The sequence below is a fragment of the Synechococcus sp. W60.1 genome, assembly GCF_047461575.1.
Classification (GTDB): domain Bacteria; phylum Cyanobacteriota; class Cyanobacteriia; order Thermostichales; family Thermostichaceae; genus Thermostichus.
Window position 1 is genome coordinate 24886 of the sequence record NZ_JANSHL010000007.1, and the last position, 16782, is coordinate 41667.

General features: G+C 57.7%; 16 protein-coding genes. 5 read left to right on the top strand and 11 right to left on the bottom strand.

What is annotated here, in order from left to right; translation table 11 throughout:
* Nucleotides 1–11: 11 nt before the first annotated feature.
* Nucleotides 12–1205 (bottom strand): RNA-guided endonuclease InsQ/TnpB family protein, encoded by a 1194-nt coding sequence (locus NW805_RS07925; protein WP_414422174.1) that lies wholly within the window; start codon nucleotides 1203–1205, stop codon nucleotides 12–14.
* A gap of 269 nt (nucleotides 1206–1474) precedes the next feature.
* Here NW805_RS07925 and NW805_RS07930 point away from each other — a divergent pair.
* Nucleotides 1475–2217, top strand: a protein-coding gene (locus tag NW805_RS07930) for an IS5-like element ISSoc13 family transposase (protein ID WP_414421590.1) whose coding sequence is annotated in 2 segments (ribosomal slippage) — nucleotides 1475–1793 and nucleotides 1793–2217 — 744 coding nt in all. Because the reading frame shifts where the segments join, the coding sequence is not laid out codon by codon here.
* A 42-nt stretch (nucleotides 2218–2259) separates the two neighbouring features.
* Here the strand turns inward: NW805_RS07930 and NW805_RS07935 are convergent.
* The gene (locus NW805_RS07935; protein ID WP_414329315.1) at nucleotides 2260–2706 is read right to left on the bottom strand and encodes a VOC family protein; all 447 of its coding nucleotides are present in this window, start codon (nucleotides 2704–2706) and stop codon (nucleotides 2260–2262) included.
* Nucleotides 2707–2902: 196 nt separating this feature from the next.
* On the opposite strand from NW805_RS07935, the gene topA reads away from it, so the two are divergent.
* Nucleotides 2903–5686 (top strand): type I DNA topoisomerase, encoded by a 2784-nt coding sequence (gene topA, locus NW805_RS07940; protein WP_414422175.1) that lies wholly within the window; start codon nucleotides 2903–2905, stop codon nucleotides 5684–5686.
* An 89-nt stretch (nucleotides 5687–5775) separates the two neighbouring features.
* Here topA and NW805_RS07945 read toward each other — a convergent pair whose 3' ends face one another.
* From NW805_RS07945 to hrcA, 8 genes are all read right to left on the bottom strand, one after another.
* The gene (locus NW805_RS07945; protein ID WP_011433927.1) at nucleotides 5776–5943 is read right to left on the bottom strand and encodes a hypothetical protein; all 168 of its coding nucleotides are present in this window, start codon (nucleotides 5941–5943) and stop codon (nucleotides 5776–5778) included.
* A gap of 37 nt (nucleotides 5944–5980) precedes the next feature.
* A complete protein-coding gene (locus NW805_RS07950; RefSeq protein WP_414422176.1) occupies nucleotides 5981–7141 on the bottom strand; it encodes a SpoIID/LytB domain-containing protein in 1161 nt (386 codons plus the stop codon).
* 26 nt (nucleotides 7142–7167) lie between these two features.
* Nucleotides 7168–8724 carry a B12-binding domain-containing radical SAM protein gene (locus tag NW805_RS07955; RefSeq protein ID WP_414422177.1) on the bottom strand — a complete coding sequence of 519 codons (1557 nt, stop codon included), beginning with the start codon at nucleotides 8722–8724 and terminating at the stop codon, nucleotides 7168–7170.
* A gap of 327 nt (nucleotides 8725–9051) precedes the next feature.
* Nucleotides 9052–9408, bottom strand: coding sequence for a phage holin family protein (locus NW805_RS07960; RefSeq protein ID WP_414422178.1), 357 nt, complete (start codon nucleotides 9406–9408; stop codon nucleotides 9052–9054).
* Between the two features lie 44 nt (nucleotides 9409–9452).
* A complete protein-coding gene (locus NW805_RS07965; RefSeq protein ID WP_414329320.1) occupies nucleotides 9453–9743 on the bottom strand; it encodes a BolA family protein in 291 nt (96 codons plus the stop codon).
* A gap of 29 nt (nucleotides 9744–9772) precedes the next feature.
* Nucleotides 9773–10111, bottom strand: coding sequence for a Grx4 family monothiol glutaredoxin (gene grxD, locus NW805_RS07970; protein ID WP_041437553.1), 339 nt, complete (start codon nucleotides 10109–10111; stop codon nucleotides 9773–9775).
* A gap of 381 nt (nucleotides 10112–10492) precedes the next feature.
* On the bottom strand, nucleotides 10493–11527 hold the full coding sequence (gene tilS, locus NW805_RS07975) for a tRNA lysidine(34) synthetase TilS (RefSeq protein ID WP_414422179.1): 1035 nt from the start codon (nucleotides 11525–11527) through the stop codon (nucleotides 10493–10495).
* Between the two features lie 53 nt (nucleotides 11528–11580).
* The gene (gene hrcA, locus NW805_RS07980) at nucleotides 11581–12732 is read right to left on the bottom strand and encodes a heat-inducible transcriptional repressor HrcA (protein WP_414422180.1); all 1152 of its coding nucleotides are present in this window, start codon (nucleotides 12730–12732) and stop codon (nucleotides 11581–11583) included.
* Nucleotides 12733–13091: 359 nt separating this feature from the next.
* Between hrcA and NW805_RS07985 the strand changes: the two genes are divergently transcribed.
* The 3 genes from NW805_RS07985 (at nucleotide 13092) to NW805_RS07995 (ending at nucleotide 14249) form a co-directional block, all read left to right on the top strand.
* A complete protein-coding gene (locus NW805_RS07985; protein ID WP_011433938.1) occupies nucleotides 13092–13394 on the top strand; it encodes an urease subunit gamma in 303 nt (100 codons plus the stop codon).
* A gap of 49 nt (nucleotides 13395–13443) precedes the next feature.
* A complete protein-coding gene (locus NW805_RS07990) occupies nucleotides 13444–13872 on the top strand; it encodes an urease subunit beta (RefSeq protein WP_414422181.1) in 429 nt (142 codons plus the stop codon).
* Nucleotides 13873–13994: 122 nt separating this feature from the next.
* The gene (locus NW805_RS07995; protein WP_011433939.1) at nucleotides 13995–14249 is read left to right on the top strand and encodes a hypothetical protein; all 255 of its coding nucleotides are present in this window, start codon (nucleotides 13995–13997) and stop codon (nucleotides 14247–14249) included.
* A gap of 95 nt (nucleotides 14250–14344) precedes the next feature.
* On the opposite strand, the gene NW805_RS08000 is transcribed toward NW805_RS07995, so the two are convergent.
* Nucleotides 14345–16780, bottom strand: a complete 2436-nt coding sequence (locus tag NW805_RS08000) for an endonuclease MutS2 (RefSeq protein WP_414422182.1) — start codon at nucleotides 16778–16780, stop codon at nucleotides 14345–14347.
* Nucleotides 16781–16782 lie beyond the last annotated feature (2 nt).

Sequence of the window (16782 nt, forward strand, 5' to 3'; positions counted from 1 at the left end):
GTGAGGGTAAACTACCCGACCCTGACTGCTTCGCAGTACAGGGCGGGCTTTCGGTAGCCCTGCAGTTGGCAAGCCAACCACGAACCTCTAGGCTGGTTTACAGCAGCCCCCAAAAGCGCAATCACATTCGCACCATTCAAATCCGCATCCCCTTCCCATCCACAGTGTCCACACTTAAACTTCTTTCCACTGCGGTAGGATTGCGCAGGGTCGGGATGAATGTGCAAACACCGGTGGCAGGTCTGCGACGTGTAGGCAGGCGGAACAAGAATCAAAGCAACCCCTGCACGCAGAGCCTTGTACTCCAAAAATTGACGGAGTTGATAAAACGCCCAACTGTTGGCCCTGCGCCGTTCGGCTTTGCTGCGTGGCTGTTGATTGACCCTTTCCCGAATCTCTGTCAAGTCTTCCAGAGCAATAGCGCTGTTTGTCGCCTTTGCCCTAGAGACAATAGCTTTGGAGATGCGATGATTGACCCACGTTTGAAAGCGTCTCTCCTTGCCAGACAGCCGTTGCAACAGTTCTCTGCATCTGCGCCGCGAACTGCGGGTGCCCTTACTGGCCTTGCGCTGAAGAGACGCTCTTAACCGACAGTAGTGATCTCGGACTTTGTTCAGCTGCTGTCCATTCCAGTTGTCTCCTTCGGAGGTATGTGCAATGTCTCGCCGTCCCAGGTCAACACCAATCACCTTGTCGGTGTTCTGTTGCTTGGGGGGCTCTGCCTCGACACAAATCTGGATGGAGTAGGAGCCGTCCTTCCGCTGGACTAGGGTGGCCGATTTGGGGTTAGAGCCAGCCAGCATTCCCCTCTGGTAGTTGCCAATGGCTAGCTCAAAGCGTTCTCTTCCATCAACCGTGGCAAGCGACACTGTCCAGTCTTTCTCGCGAAACGAGAAGATACGTGCATCGTAGGTAACGAACCTACGCTTGAACTCTTTAACTGGACGGTTGCGCTGTCTCGCCACTTTGCGAGCGCCTGCCACCCGTCTGCAGACCTGCTGGGCCAGATTACTGGACAAGCCAAACCGAGCGCGAATCTGGTAATAGCAAAGGGATTGGAGTTTGACTGCGTTGACTACTTTTTCTGGTGTGTTTTGGTTGACCCAGTTCAACGCCTGCACAAAGGCATCCATTGTCGCGTCCAATTTGGCGGCTTGCGACTGGGACACCTTGAGCTTGCAGGAGACGGTCAGGACTTGGGTCATGGTTCTATCATAACTTCCGCATTCCTCCCGACACTGACCCTACGGGTACAGTGCGGGGCTTCTGCGATTTCTAGCTGAACTGACAAGCGGCCAACAAACCCTTCTCTCAAGTTCCCCAGAAGCTCTACTAGCTTAGCTTTAGGGTTGGCTCTCCAGGATCTGGACAAGGGGGAACGACCGCTCCCACCCAAATTAGATCCTCTAACCCATCAACTAGGTCGTGTTGATCTTATGTTAGGATAGAGAGAGTAATTTATAGAGGAAAGAGGATGAAGTTGGTTTTTTTAGATGAAAACAAATGGCAGAAGATATTAGCTTTTTTACAGACAGAAGAGAGAGTTAACATTGGGAAAGAAGCAAACTGCAAACAGTTTATTGAAGCAGTTCTTTGGATAGCCCGTTCCGGTGCTCCTTGGCGCTACCTCCCAGAAGGATATGGCAAATGGTACACCATCTATCAAAGATTTCACCGGTGGAGTCGTGTTGGAGTGTGGGAACGGATGTTCAAGTATTTTATTGACGACCCTGATTTAGAGCATCTCATTATTGATTCAACCACGGTTCGAGCGCACTCCTGTGCTGCCGGAAAAAAGGGGAGCAAGCTTTGGGGAGAAGCCGAGGCGGATACAGCACCAAGATTCATGTGAGTGTAGATGGGTTGGGAAATCCGCTGGAATTGAGAATAACTGGCGGAGAAAAGAGCGATATTACTCAAGGGGAAGAATTGATAGAGGGCTGGCAGAGAAAGGATACCAAAGTAATTGGGGATAAAGGATATGATGCGGATAAGTTGATTAAGAAGATAGGGGAAGCTCAAGCGGTTATTCCACCTAAAAGGAATAGAAAGACGCAGCGGCATTATGACAAGCATCTGTACCAAGAGAGGCATTTAATCGAATGCTTTTTTCATAAGTTAAAGCAGTACCGGCATCTATTTTCTCGTTTTGACAAATTGGCCAGGAACTTCTTGAGTTTTCTCTATCTCGTCAGTGCTCTCTTTTGGCTCAAATGAAAGATCAACACAACCTAGTTATCCAACTATCCAACTATTTATTTAATTAATGTCCTCTGGGCGTTGGGGCAGACTCTCTCCTGAGGATCCCTGGGGACGAATGAGCTCGATCGGCAGGCCATCGGGATCGGCGATGAACGCCACTTCATAGACCTGGCCCCCAATTTGCTGGAGCTGGGGCGGCAGCAGCAGGGTAAGGGGCACTTGCGCTCGCAAATGTTCTAGGTAGTTGGCCAGGGATCCCCATTCGGGGCCCACCTCAAAAGCGGGGTGATAGTAGCCCACATAGTGGGGATCCCCAAAGGGATCCGGGGCAGGATGGGGCTGCGGCACTTGCATCAGCTCCAAACGCCCCCAGGGGCCGCGCATCCAGCAGGCCAACGTGATCCCAGCAGTAAAGCGTTCTTCCACCGCAAAGCCCAGCCCCTCGTAAAAAGCGATGGAGCGGAAGATATCGGCGGTGCGAATGGAAAAATGGTGCAGTTTCATCGTCCTGTAAAGCAGCCAGATGGGGGCAGACCGCTCAGATCAATCGCCGCTGACGGCTGGTCAAGCGCAGGTAGACTTGCTACGCTCCAGAAAAGTAGGCTGTCTATCTTAAGCACCTCTTGCAGTGTATGCTGGCCCGCCCAATCCTTGGGGCGGGAAATGCGACAACCTAAGCCGATTGCTGCCAACCTCAATTATGCCTAAGCTGGTCATTGTCGAATCTCCCACCAAAGCCCGTACCATCCGTGGGTTCTTGCCTGCGGGGTATGAGGTTCAGGCCTCGATGGGACATGTGCGGGATCTTCCCGATTCGGCATCTGAAATTCCAGAAGAATTGAAAGGAGAAGAGTGGAGCCGCCTGGGGGTCAATGTCCACGCCGACTTCGAGCCCCTCTACGTCATCCCCAAGGACAAAAGAAAGGTGGTCAAGGAGCTGAAGGAAGCGCTCAAGAAGGCGGACGAGCTGATCCTGGCCACCGACGAAGACCGCGAAGGGGAAAGCATTAGCTGGCACTTGCAGCAGGTGCTGCAACCCAAAGTGCCCACCCGCCGCATGGTGTTCCACGAGATTACCCGCGAGGCCATTCAGGAGGCGCTGCAAAACTGCCGTGAGGTGGATGAACAACTGGTGCGTGCCCAGGAGACCCGCCGCATCTTGGATCGCTTGGTGGGCTATACCCTGTCGCCGCTGCTGTGGAAAAAAATTGCCCCCAAACTCTCGGCAGGGCGGGTGCAGTCGGTGGCGGTCAAGCTTTTGGTGGATCGAGAGCGGGAGCGGCGCGCCTTCAGAAAAGCCTCCTACTGGGATCTCAAGGCGGAGCTGCAGCCCAAAACGACCGTCGCCGGCCAGCAGGCTGTCTTTCCAGCAGAGCTGGTGAGCTTGGGTGGCAAACGCCTGGCCAATGGGCAAGACTTCGATCCCAGCACCGGCCAGCTCATTGCCGGGCGGGATGTGGTGTTGTTGGATCAGGCCCAGGCCGAGGCCCTGCGGGATCGCTTGCTGGGAAAAGCCTGGATCGTCAGCTCTGTGGAAGAGCGCCCCTCCACCCGCAAACCTGCCCCTCCCTTTACCACCTCCACCCTGCAGCAGGAGGCCAACCGCAAGCTGCACCTGTCGGCCCAGCAGACGATGCGCATTGCCCAAAAGCTCTACGAAGAGGGCTACATCACCTACATGCGCACCGATTCGGTCCACCTGTCGGAGCAGGCCATCCGCGCTGCCCGCGCCTGCGTGGAGTCGATGTACGGCAGAGAATATCTCAGCCCCGAGCCCCGTCAGTACACCACCAAAACCAAAGGGGCGCAAGAAGCCCACGAGGCCATTCGTCCTGCTGGATCAGAGTTTCGCCTGCCCAGCCAAACCCCCCTCTCCGGCCAGGAGCTGGCCCTCTACGACCTGATCTGGAAGCGCACCGTCGCCAGCCAAATGGCTGAGGCGCGGCAGACCCACACCATCGTACTCATCGCCGTAGACGATGCGGTGTTCCGGGCCAGCGGCAAGCGCATCGATTTTCCCGGCTTTTTCCGCGCCTATGTGGAGGGATCCGACGACCCAGAGGCGGCTTTGGAAGATCGGGAGGTGCATCTGCCTCTGTTGCGGCAGGGGGATCCCCTCCGCTGCCAGAAGCTGGAACCCGTTGCCCACGAAACCCAGCCTCCAGCCCGATATACGGAAGCCTCCTTGGTCAAGGTGTTGGAAAGTGAGGGCATTGGCCGCCCCAGCACCTACGCCACCATCTTGAATACGATCATGAGCCGTGGCTACGTCAGGCCGATGGGAAGTGCCCTCGTGCCCACCTACACGGCTTTTGCAGTCACCGAGCTACTGGAAAAATACTTTCCCAACCTGGTGAATACCCGCTTCACTGCCGAGATGGAGCAAACGCTGGACGACATTGCTTCTGGACAGGCGGAGTGGCTGCCCTATCTGCGCCATTTCTTCTTGGGCGAGCAGGGTCTCGAGGGACAGGTGAAGGCGCGCGAGCTGGAAATTGATTCCGGCCTGGCCCGCTCCATCCATCTGGAGAACCTGCCTGTCAAGATCGGCATTGGCCCCTATGGCCCCTATGTGGCGGTCGAAACCGAGTCCGGAGAGGTGCGCGCCAACCTGCCGGAGGATATTCCCCCCGCCGATCTGAGCGCAGAACACATTGCGGAGCTAATCCAGCGGAAGCAGGAAGGCCCCAAGCCCATTGCCTTTCACCCGGAAACCCAAGAGCCCATCTACGTGATCCCGCAGGGCCCCTATGGCCCCTATGTGCAGTTGGGGGAAGTTTCTAAGGACAACAAAAAACCCAAGCGCACCTCTCTGCCCAAAGGGCTGAAACCGGATCAGGTCACGCCAGAGATTGCCTTGGGGTTGCTGAGCTTGCCTCGCACCTTGGGGGAACACCCGGAATCGGGAAAAAAGGTGCAGGCCGGTATTGGCCGCTTCGGCCCCTACGTAGTCTGTGATGGCGATTTCCGCTCTCTGCCCGCCGAGGAGGATGTGCTGACCATCAGCCTGGAGCGGGCGCTGGAGCTGCTGGCCCAGCCCAAGAAAAGCCGTGGGCGCGCCTCGGCCAAGCCGCTGCGGGAGCTGGGATCCCATCCTGAGGATGGTGAGCCGGTCAATCTGCACGACGGCCCCTACGGGCTGTATGTCAAACATGGCAAGGTCAATGCCTCTTTGCCCAAAGGGATCCCTGCCGAAGCGGTTACCCTGGAAATGGCCCTGCAGGTGCTGGCTGAAAAGGAAGTCTCTTCTGCAGAGGTCAAGGGGAAAAGCCGCTCGACCGCTTCTGCAGGTAAAGCCCAAGCCAAAGCTGCCTCCAGCAGCCCTACAGCCCAGCAGGCCGGAAATGCTGTGCCGCAGAAGCGGCGTAAAGCACAAACAACTTCCACCGGCGGCGGGATGGCCAAAGAGCCGCAAGCGAATGGGTCAGCCCAGGTGGGATCCCGTTCCACCATTGTGAGGATCACGCCCAAAGCTCGCGCCTGAAGTCAGCTTTTCTGCCACAGCCCAAGGTCGCCTGCTCAGGGTGGCTTAGGGGTTAGCCATGTAACAGTTTTGCTGACGACACAACTGCTTCAAGGGCCGCAAGCAGCGGCCACAGCGGCTTCCTGATTGGCAATGCAACCCATTGCTTCTGCAAACGGCAAGGGATCCTGCTGCTGGCGCTTGGGAATCTGGGCGTGTTCCAGCTCACTGCAGTAGCAGTAGGCAGGATGGCGACGATGGGGGTGTGCAAGGGACACGGGAGTAAATGAGAGTTGGAGTCGGGGCCAACAGCCTTCAGCTCAACGTTATCACCTGGGTGCCGGGGAAGTAGTGATTGAGGATTTGCGGCGCTGTGTAGCCCTGCTCGGCCAAGCCGCGGGATCCCCACTGACACAGTCCCACCCCATGCCCGGCTCCGCGATAGGTAAAAAAGTACACTTCCTGCTGGCCGGCCTTTGGCTGGAGACGTTCCCACGTGAAGCGGTTGCTGGGGAGGATCCCCCAACCCAGGGTTTGGCCAAGGCGCAGCACAAACTCTTGGCCGGTCAACAGTTGGGATCCAACGCGAATGCGCAGGGGGCGACCCCAGGGATCCGACTGCACAATCTCCAGATCGCCGTTGCCGAAGGCTGGCTCCAACTCCCGTCGGCTGAGTCGGACGCTGTGAGGGCCATAGAAGGGAGAGGCGCGACACCCGTCACAGATCACCCCTTGTAGGTAGGGGCGGGCGGGTGGGGCAAAAATATCCTGATTGGCGCTGGTGTGGCCCCCACAGGTGGAGTGAAACAGAACCTCTATCGGCTGGCCGGCATGGGTTAGGATCTGCCCTCGGGTTGCCCGCACCGCAGCAGTGGTCGCCGCCGTTTCATAGGCCAGGCCACCATAAAACTGGTGGGCGGTGGAATCCTGCAATAGCCTTATCGAGGTAGAGGGCCATTCTCTTCTGGGGCCGGGGTGCAGATGGGGAACGGCCAAGGTACGGGCCAAGATGGCTTGCGCCTGCAAGGCGGCAGCTGGCCAGTCGGCGGGCATTTCGCTGGGCACCAAAGCCAGCAGATAGTCTTCCAACTTCACCCAATTCACCAGATGCAGGCGACCTAAACCCTTGGGACGAATCTGTACCCAGCCCCGATAGCGACGCTCCTCCCCTGCGAGGGAGCGCAGAGCTCCCCCCTGTAGCCAAAGGGATCCCTGGTAGCGACGAGGCTGTCCCGGCCCGGTCAGAAGGAGCTCTTGGCGGCGAACCTGTAACTTCCAGGTGCCTGTTGGAAAAGGCTGCTGATTTAAAACAAAAGGGCCCATCAGCTCCAACTCGACCAAGGGATCCGCACTCCAGCGGCTGAACAGCTCCACGGCCAGCCACCCCTCTGGAGGAGCGGTTCGGGCCGGCAGAGCGCCCACACAAGCAGCGCCGGCGGCTCCCAGCGCCATGGCCCCAAACCGTCGTCGTCGCATAGGTTCTCCCCGGAACTGCCCCCGTCTCAAGGTGAGCCGGCCAGCAAGGGATCGTATCCCAGTTGTTGGGTAAGCCGGGCGCGGGCCAATTCCCGATATTCCCAAAAGTGTTCTCCTGCGGCGCAGAGGCCCAAATACAAGTTCAGCAGGCTGGGCTTGCGCCGCCAAATCGTCCATAGCTGTCGCCAAAATTGGGCGCGAATTTCAGGGTGAAGGATCCCTTGCCGCCAGATGAGTTGTAGAAGCAGATGGATCCCTTTGCGGAGGGGCAGCTTCATCATTTGCCGTCGGCCATCTTTGATGCCGATATTCAGGCATTGTTGCAGGCAGCGAGACAAATATCGCGCAGGATCATACAATTTCCAAAAACTTTCCAGATATTCTTGAGCAATCTCCGATAGAGAACGGGTGGGAATAAAGTTCATCAGTGTATTTTGATCGCCAAACTCAGTCACGCCGATCCCTTCCAGCAACCGTTCCTCTTTCTTCAAGCGATTCCAGAGCTGTGTGTTTGGCAAAGCCTGTAAAATGCCCAGCATTGGCTGAGGAATACCGGTTTGCTCGACAAAAGCCTGAATGCGCTCCCCTGCTCCTGGCCGCTCTCCATCAAAGCCCAGAATAAACCCAGCATAGATCAGTAGTCCAGCATCGTTGATCTTGCGACAGGCCTCCACCAAAGGGTGGCGGGTATTCTGGAGCTTTTGGGTCATCTGTAAGCTGTCTTGGTCTGGGGTCTCAATGCCCAAAAAGACAGCATAGAACCCCGCTTCTACCATCAACCTCATCAGCTCTTCGTCTTCCGCCAGGTTGACTGAAGCCTCTGTCATAAAGGTAAATGGATAGTTGCGCTTCTGGCTCCAGGGGATCAGCTCTCGTAAAAATCGCTTGACGTTGCGCTGGTTGCCGATAAAGTTGTCATCCACCACAAATACCGAACCCCGCCAGCCCAAGTCATAGAGGGCCTGTAGCTCAGCTAGCATTTGACTTGGCTCTTTGGTTCTTGGCTTGCGTCCGTAAAGAGAGATGATATCGCAAAACTCGCAATTGAAGGGGCAACCTCGCGAAAATTGGACTGACATCATGAAGTATTGATCCATGGGCAGCAGATCAAACCTTGGCAAAGGACTTTGGGTTATGTCCGGTTTTTCGGCGGCCCGAAAAATGCCCGACTCTTGACCTGCTTCTAGGGCCTTGACGAAAGCCGGTATGGTCACTTCCCCTTCGTCCAAAACCAAATAGTGAGCCCCGGATTCCAGGGCGTCTTGCGGCACAGAAGTTGGATAGGGCCCGCCCACAGCTACTTTTTTGCCCAGTTGTACAGCCTTGCGAATCAGGGCGTGGAAATCTTGTTTTTGCACCAGCATGGCCGACAAGATCACCAGATCGCACCAGTGCCAATCGGCTTCTGTTTCAGCAGCGACATTGCGATCCACAAAGCGAATCTCCCAGTGTTGGGGCAGCAAAGCAGCAACGGTGATCAAGCCCAGAGGTGGCATTAGCGCTTTTAGCCCCACCATCTCAATGGTGCGATTGTAAGACCAGAATGATTGAGGAAAACGCGGATAGAGCAGCAACGCCTTCATACCAACCAGCTCCTGAGTTGCAGATCGACCAACTTGATCCCCTACTGGTTTCCTATCGATTTGCTAGGCTTAGATAAAGCAGCCACAGATCAAACGCCTGCTCGCAATATTCTGCTGATGTTAGCCATGGGCAGATCTTGTGCAGGCTATCTGTGGAGAATCCTATGGTTCTGCGGCAAAAACTTAGCGGGCAGGGCCAATGGAGTAAAGCTTATCGGGATCCCTTAAAGTTGGTTTTGGTTATCGTCGGGCTGAGTGTTGACGTTCCCCTAGCGTACCCCCTGCAATCTTGAACCAAACCCTGCCCTCTCACGGCTGGGGACGAAGTCAGTTCGGCGCACCTTGCTCAAAAACCTGCTGAACCAAGCCGCTGACGATGGAAAGTACAATCGCGCCGACGAACGCCCAACCGAAGTTATCGATATTGAAAGCGTTCCCGGCCAGCTTATCGGCAATGGCTAGACAAATGCCGTTCAAAATTAGCCAAAACAAGCCCAGGGTAAGAATTGTAATCGGCAGGGTGATCAACCGGAGAATCGGCTTAACCAAACCATTGACCAGACCAATGGCCAGAGCCGCCACCAAAGCCCCGCCAAACCCGGAGACGTGGATCCCGGGCAAAAGCCAAGCCAGGATCATTACACTCAAGGCTGACATCAGCCAGGTGGCCAAAAGAGTTGCCATGCTCCCTCCTCTGCCCTGATGGGGCCGCGATTTTGCCCTCTATGCTAGCTGATCTCCTCAGGGATCCCTTGCGCAGAAACCTCTTCAGGGCTGTAAGTTTGCAGGGCCAAAGCATGAATGCTCCGCCCCATGTGTTCCGCCAGAGCGGCATACACCAGGCGATGTCGCTGTAGGGTCGTTTTGCCGACAAACGAAGGCGACACTACTTGAACTCGGTAGTGCCCTCCTGTCCCGCCCCCGTGGCCAATGTGAAGGTGGGACTCATCCTCCACCTGCACATGAAGAGCCTGCAGCTTCTCCATCAGGTGCTGCCGAAGGTAGTCGGGGGTAAGCATGGCAACCCCTCTGGATGAGATGGGATCCCTTAAGATTGAGCCGTGGCCTTAGCAAAGGCTGCCTCGACCAGCGGACGCAGCTCGTTGCGGGCGTGCATCTCTTGGATGATGTCGCAACCGCCCACAAACTCCCCATCAATATAAATCTGCGGGATAGTAGGCCAGTTGGAAAACTCTTTAATCCCCTGGCGGATCTCAGGATCCTCGAGTACGTTAATCGCCGTGTAGGGGAAGCCCAAACTATCCAGCACACGAACGGCGGCATAGGAAAACCCACATTGGGGCATTTCCGGGGTGCCCTTCATGTAGATGAGCACCTTGTGGGTGCGGATTTGCTCACGGATTTTCTCTTCCAAAAGGGGATCCAGCATGGTGTTCAGCCACTATAGCGACAACAGTCGATAGGCAAACTGGCATCCTATCGAGATCTCATTTTCGTCTACTTTTAACATGCTCGACACTTTTCCCACGGTTGGGCCGAGAGATTCTCTCATAGACTCTGTTCTACGGACGCCACCAGCAAGCCCCATTGCCCAGGGCTGGCCCAAGCCCCCAACCTATCCAGGCAGCGACCCCAGGATCCATGTTAATTTCTACACCAACATGGTTAGCGACAGGGTCGGCGACAAACCTCAAACCCTGATTCTTCCGTTGACCCGGTCGATCCCGCTCTGGGCAAGGGTTTCAGGCCCCTCGGCGGAGAAAAACAAGGGGAAATTGCAGCCGAAAACAAGACCTCTGGGCAAGGGTTATAATCGGGGGGAGTCGCTTCCCTTCGGGGAAGTGGAATTAATGGAAACAATTATATGGAAACAAACCAAGTGATCCCCTTTCACTTCCAGCCAGTGCCCACCTGGATAATCGGGGCTACGGCTGCCTCGGTCTGCTTTTAAGAGCTGGATCCCGGCTTCTACCTGTTCAAAGGTGGGGTGGTGGGGCAACACCAGGGACAAAAACTGGAACATTACCTGCCGCTGCAGAGCCAAGGGGGCAGCCCGCAAGGGATCCCGTCGCAGCCCTGGCAAAGCGGGCTCATACACCTGCTGCCATAGCTGAGCTGCTTGGGCTACCACCAGCTCATGTTCTGCTTGGAGCAGCGTGGCAGCCCGATTCAGGGCCGCTTCCAGTTGCGGATTAAAGTGCTGCTTCAAGTAGGGCATCACCTCCAGGCGGAGACGGTTGCGGCAATGGGCCAGATCTTGGTTGCTGCGATCCGGCCAGACCGGCAATTGGTGCTGCTGGCAAAATTGTTCGGTTTCCCAACGGTATAGACCCAGCAGGGGTCGCACCACCTGGGCAGAGGTGGGATCCCGGTCGTCCAGGCGACGCTGCCAATCTAGGCTGCTCAGCCCGGCGGCTCCTGTCCGCAGCAAGTTCCATAAAAATGTCTCGGCCCGGTCGCTGGCCGTATGCCCCATCACCACGGCGCTGCAATCCCAGATGCGGGCCCATTTGTCCAGTTGTTGGTAGCGCCAAGCCCTGGCCCCTGCCTCATCTCGGCGGATGGGATCCGCAGTCTCAACAGCATGAGGTAGTCCCTGCTGCTGCAGCCACCCCTGCAAAAAGCGGGCACACTCCGTTTCATCTGCCGACCAGCGGTGATCACAATGCAGAACAAATATCTGCCAGCCCCAGCGAGGCTGCAAATCCCGCAAGATCTGGAGCAGGCAAAAAGAATCTTGCCCGCCCGAAAAAGCCACCAGCAGTCGCTGGCCAGGGTGAAGAAGTTGCTGCTGCCGAATGGCGCACTGTACCCGCAGGTGGAGAGGAGAGAGCCTGGCCACAGCTTGCTATTGCTCACGTACAACCCAGACCCTACCTGCCGCTATGGGATCCCTTAGGCAAGAGCTCGGGTCAGATGAGAGGCCACCGCCTGCACAGCAGCAATGCTGCGCTCGTAGGCCATTCGGGTCGGCCCCAGCAAGGTGACCGTACCCAGAGGAGCTGAGCGACGGTGGTAAGTGGAGGTGATAACCGTACAGTGGTGCAGAGACTCCAGTGGATTCTCGCTGCCAATGTAGATGATCATCGGGGTCTTGCGGGCAGACTGTCCCGACTCCTGATCCATCTCCGTTGAGCTCGGCAGAGAGGGCAAACCCCCATCGGCAAAATGGAGCCCGATCATCCCCTGAAGTTGCTTGGCTCCCTCCTCGATCAACTGCATCACTGCCTGCACCTGCCGGGCCTGGGAAAACTCCGGCTGACGCATCAACTCGGCCATGCCGGCACTGAACACCTGTCCCAGCGAGGGCTGCAGATACCGTTGCACCACCGAGCGCAGCAGTTGCTGCAGCCAATGGCTGTAGGTACGAAATTCTTCATCCAGTTTTAGCCAGCTCAGATCTTGCAGCTCGGCAAAGGTTTTGCCCCGCAGCTTCAGGGTGAGAAAGTTGCTGAGCAATTGCAGTTCATCTTCCAAATCCTCGCGGGAGTCGCTGGGCCAGTCGGGGGGGCTGACCAGAGCCGAATGGGTTTGATAAGAGTCGGTCACCACCAACACCATCACCCGCCCTGGCGCTACCGACACCAACTGCACATGATGAATGGCTACCACCGGCCCCTGAGGAGGGGTGATAAGAGCAATGCAACCGCTCAGATGGGCCAAAAGCTGGGCCACCCTTTGTAGGAGACTGTCCAAGTCATCTCCCAGCTCACGGCCAAGCTGATCCATCAACTGTTGCAGGGCAGGATGGGGATCCGGCTGAGGAGCATCGTGAGGGATCCCACCGCTGTTGGCGGAGGTCAACAAATCGTTGACATAAACCCGATAGCCAAAGTCGGAGGGAACCCGACCCGCAGAGGTGTGGGGCTGAAACAGTAACCCCACCTGCTCAAGGGTGGCCAAGTCGTTGCGAATGGTGGCCGTGCTCACCCCAAAGTTATAGGACTGGGCCAAGGTTTTGGAACCGACAGGTTCAGCCGTCGCAATGTAGCTGCGCACCGTCGCCCAGAGAATCTTCCGCTGGCGGGGAGTCAGTTCGAGTTTCATAGCCGATCAAAAGAACCCAGTCAACACCTATCTATCTAAAGGGAAGTGCTAAACAGAGCCGGTAAATTGCTCCAGGATAGACCAACTCAGGGTTGAGATACGAATCTAGACAAACTTTCGCGTCTAAATACATCTGTATGCATCTATTGTTACTCTTTCATGACGGGTTGCCCAGGAAGGGAGTCACAACACCCAATTCCGAAAGAGGTTGAGGCTGTGGGTTGTGCAGGAGAAAGGGAAATCCCCTCTAGCCTAGACCCCTTTTTTTGCCCAGAGGTGATATAAAGTTGAGTCAACTCTAGGCCAACTGGGCCTGCTGCTGTCCCCCCTGTATCCTTTTGTATCTTTGAGGTTGCCCCATGTACTTATCCCCCCAGGAGAAAGACAAGTTGTTGATCTACCTGGCTGCCCAGTTGGCTCGGGATCGGCGGCAGCGGGGCCTCAAACTCAATTACCCTGAGGCAGTGGCCTACTTGAGCGCAGCAGTCTTGGAAGGGGCGCGGGAGGGGAAAACAGTCGCCCAATTGATGAGCGAGGGGCTGACGTGGCTGACCCGCGAGGACGTAATGCCCGGGATCCCAGAGATGATCCCCGAAATCCAAGTGGAAGCCACCTTTCCCGACGGAACCAAGCTGGTTACCCTACACCACCCCATTCGCTAGGGATCCCCCAGATGCTCCAAAGACCGAAAAACTTCAGGAGGTTGTCCCCATGCCCTCTGGCCGCAAATCCAAAACCACGCCTGGCGCCAACGCGGAGCCAGCCCTAATCCCAGGGGAACTGTTGCTGGCAGAGGATCCCATCCAAGCCAACGTCGGACGGGCCACCGTGACCCTGGAGGTTACCAACCGAGGGGATCGGCCCATTCAGGTGGGATCCCATTTTCACTTTTTTGAGGTGAACCGAGCCCTGGTTTTCGATCGCGCCGCCAGCTTTGGCATGCGCCTCAACATCCCTTCCGGCAACGCAGTGCGTTTTGAGCCAGGGCAAACCCATCGGGTAACGCTGGTGGCTTTGGGGGGCAAGGGGTTGGTGCATGGCTTCAATCGGCTCACGGAGGGCACGATACGCTCCGCTGCCCAGAAGCGGCTGGCTCTGGCCCGATTGCAGGAGTGGCTGGGTAAAGCAGCCCATCCGTAGGGGGAATATGCCCCCCTCAAGTGTGCAGCTTTGGGCAGCGGTGTCAAGGCTCAACCCCATCCCCGTCTCTGCTCAGATTCAGGACAGTAGGGCTATCCTATTTCTCCTCTAGGAGCTGACAGATGTCAGAGCGCGAGACTGTCTTGTGGATGTGGGTGCAAGGCTTGGGGCTAAATCTTTCTGGGTTGGCGCTGTTGGCAGCAGCAGGCGCCGCCTTTGGGCCTCTCAGTTGGACAGGTGCAACGGTGGCGGTGATGTTGAAGCTCATTGGGGATAGCCAACTGGTGCGGGGCTACTGGCTCTGGCAAAGCCAGCGGCAACAGAAGGGATCCCAGCCCGTCAGCTCAGCAGCGGCAGTGCTCCACAGTCAAGCTTGAGACATTGCCCGGCACTTGTCCGGTCTCCGACTCGAGAATGCCAACGCGACCACCCCTACTCCCTTCTGGCACTGGCAAGCCTCACTGTACAAGCCTCACTGTAAATGAGCCACGGTCACTCCAGTACCGCCGTCTTGGGGATCAGCGGCTGAAAAACGCTGAACGCGCGGGTGATTTTGGAGATAAGCCTGGACGCCGGCTTTCAGGCGCCCTGTGCCGTGGCCGTGGATGATCCAAACCGGGCCGGGAGGAGCTTGGGCAAAGTGCTGTTCCAGAATGGCCTCAGCATCAGCAACGGTTTTCCCCCTCAGATCGAGGGTGTTCTGGCTGGTGCGCAGGTTCAGGGGAGCGGTGGCTGCAGGGGAGGGAGGTGGGGCTTTGGGGCGTTGGCGCTGCTTGGCCTGGTGTTCGTCAATGGGATCCAACTGCCCCCGTGGCACTGTGAATTTGAGGATGCCGCTGCGCACTACATATACATCTCCTTCGATGGCGATCACTTCCCCCGTCTGACCCAAGCCTCTCAGCCGCACCCGATCTCCCACCTCTGGCACAAACTCCATATCCACAGGCGGCGGTGGGGGAGAGTAGCGCTGCTGGATTTGCGCCAGCTCGGCAGTAATGCGTTGGGGATCCTCTCCCTGCTGCAATCTGCGGATGGCGGCAGCCACTTCCTGACGGGCAGCAGCCAACAGGGCTTGCAGTTCTTGGTTTTGCTTCTGCTCCAGCCGGGCTTCTCGCTCGGCAATTTGGCGGCTGCGCTGCTGCATTTGTTGATGTAGGCTCTCCAGCTCTCGATGCAGGGATCCCACCTGGGCCGCCCGCTCTTCCAATTGAGCCCGCTGCGCTTCCAGGCCGGCAATGACCCTATCCACCTGGCTTTCCCCTTGCAGGTGCCGCTGGGCCCGCCGCAGAATCTCTGGATCCAACTGCAGCCGTTGGGCAATGGCCAAGGCGTTGGAGCGGCCTGGGATCCCCCACAAAAGGCGATAGGTGGGGGCCAGGGTGACCTCATCAAACTCCACCGAGGCATTTTCAAAGCAGGGATGTTGGTATTTCAGGGCCTTCAACTCGCCGTAGTGGGTGGTGGCCAGGGCGAGCAGCGCCTTTTCCGAGAGATACTCCAACAGCCCAGCCGCCAGGGCAGCGCCTTCGGTGGGATCCGTGCCCGCCCCCACCTCATCCAACAGGACAAGGGCCGGCTCCGGAGCAGACTGCAGGGCCTGCACGATGCGGCTGATGCGGCGGATGTGCCCCGAAAAGGTGGAGAGATTTTGTTGCAGCGACTGCTCGTCCCCAATGTCGGCGTAAACCCCGTCGAACCAAGGCAGCTGGGGCGGATCCTGAGCCGGCAGGAAGATCCCCGCCTTGGCCATGAGCACCAACAGCCCCAGGGTTTTCAGGGCAACGGTTTTGCCGCCGGTGTTGGGGCCGGTGATGACTACGACCCGAATCGAGTCCGCGAGGGTGAAGTCGATGGGGACAACGGCAGAACCTTGACCCTCCGAAGGGGCGGCGGCGCGGGACTGCCAGAGCAGCAGAGGGTGCTTGGCCTGACGCAGGCGCAATCCTGCCGAGACAAACTGGGGACGATTGCCCTCCAGCCAGAGGCTGTAGCGACCCCGAGCCAGAGCCACATCCAACCCCACCATCACCCCCTGCAGATGCTCCAGATCGGTGGCCACGGCTGCCACCTGAGCCGAGAGCGCGGCCAAGATCCGCTCTTCCTCCGCCTGAATCTGAGCTTGGGTTTCTCGCCAGCGGTTGCCCAGTTCCACCACAGCGTAGGGCTCCACATAGAGGGTGGCCCCACTGGCAGAGCTGTCGTGCACAAGGCCGCGGATGAGATCCCGATGGGTGGCCTTCACCATCAGGACAAACCGCCCCTGCCGCTGGCCAATCAGGGTATCCTGCAGCGCCTGGGGATACTGGCTCATCAATTGTTGCAGGCGCTCCTGGATCTGGCTGCGCTGTTGCCGTTGCTGCTGGCGCAGATTGGCAAGGGCAGGGCTGGCGCTGTCCCGCACCTCGCCATGTTCCTCCAGGCAGCGGAAGATCTCCTGCTCCAGCTCCGGGTAGGTGCGCAGGTTGCTCACCCAGGCCTGCAGGTGGGGCAGATGGTCATGATCATCGATCAGGCGGCGGATGCGGCGGGCTGCCCCCAGAGTTGTAGCGATCTGCACCAGCTCTTCCCCGCTCAGGATCCCCCCCCGTTCGGCCCGTTCCAAAGCCGGCAGCAGGTTGTGGATCCCTGCCATAGAAAGTCCCCCGGCCTGTGTGCGATCGAGGCGGATCGCCTCTTCCGTCTGCTCAAGGTAGGCTTCGCTGTCGGCGCGGCTCTGCCAGGGATCCAGCTCTAGGCAGGCACGACGGCCCAAGGGTGTGGCCGCAAAGGTGGCCAAGTGCTGACAAAGGCGGGGCCACTCCAGCAATTCCAAGGTTTCTTGCCGTTCGCCTTGGCAGGCCGTAGGCCTTGGGGAGGGATCGGGCTTGGAGAAGACTGGCAGCGGGTGCAAGGTGGGGACGGTGGGCATTA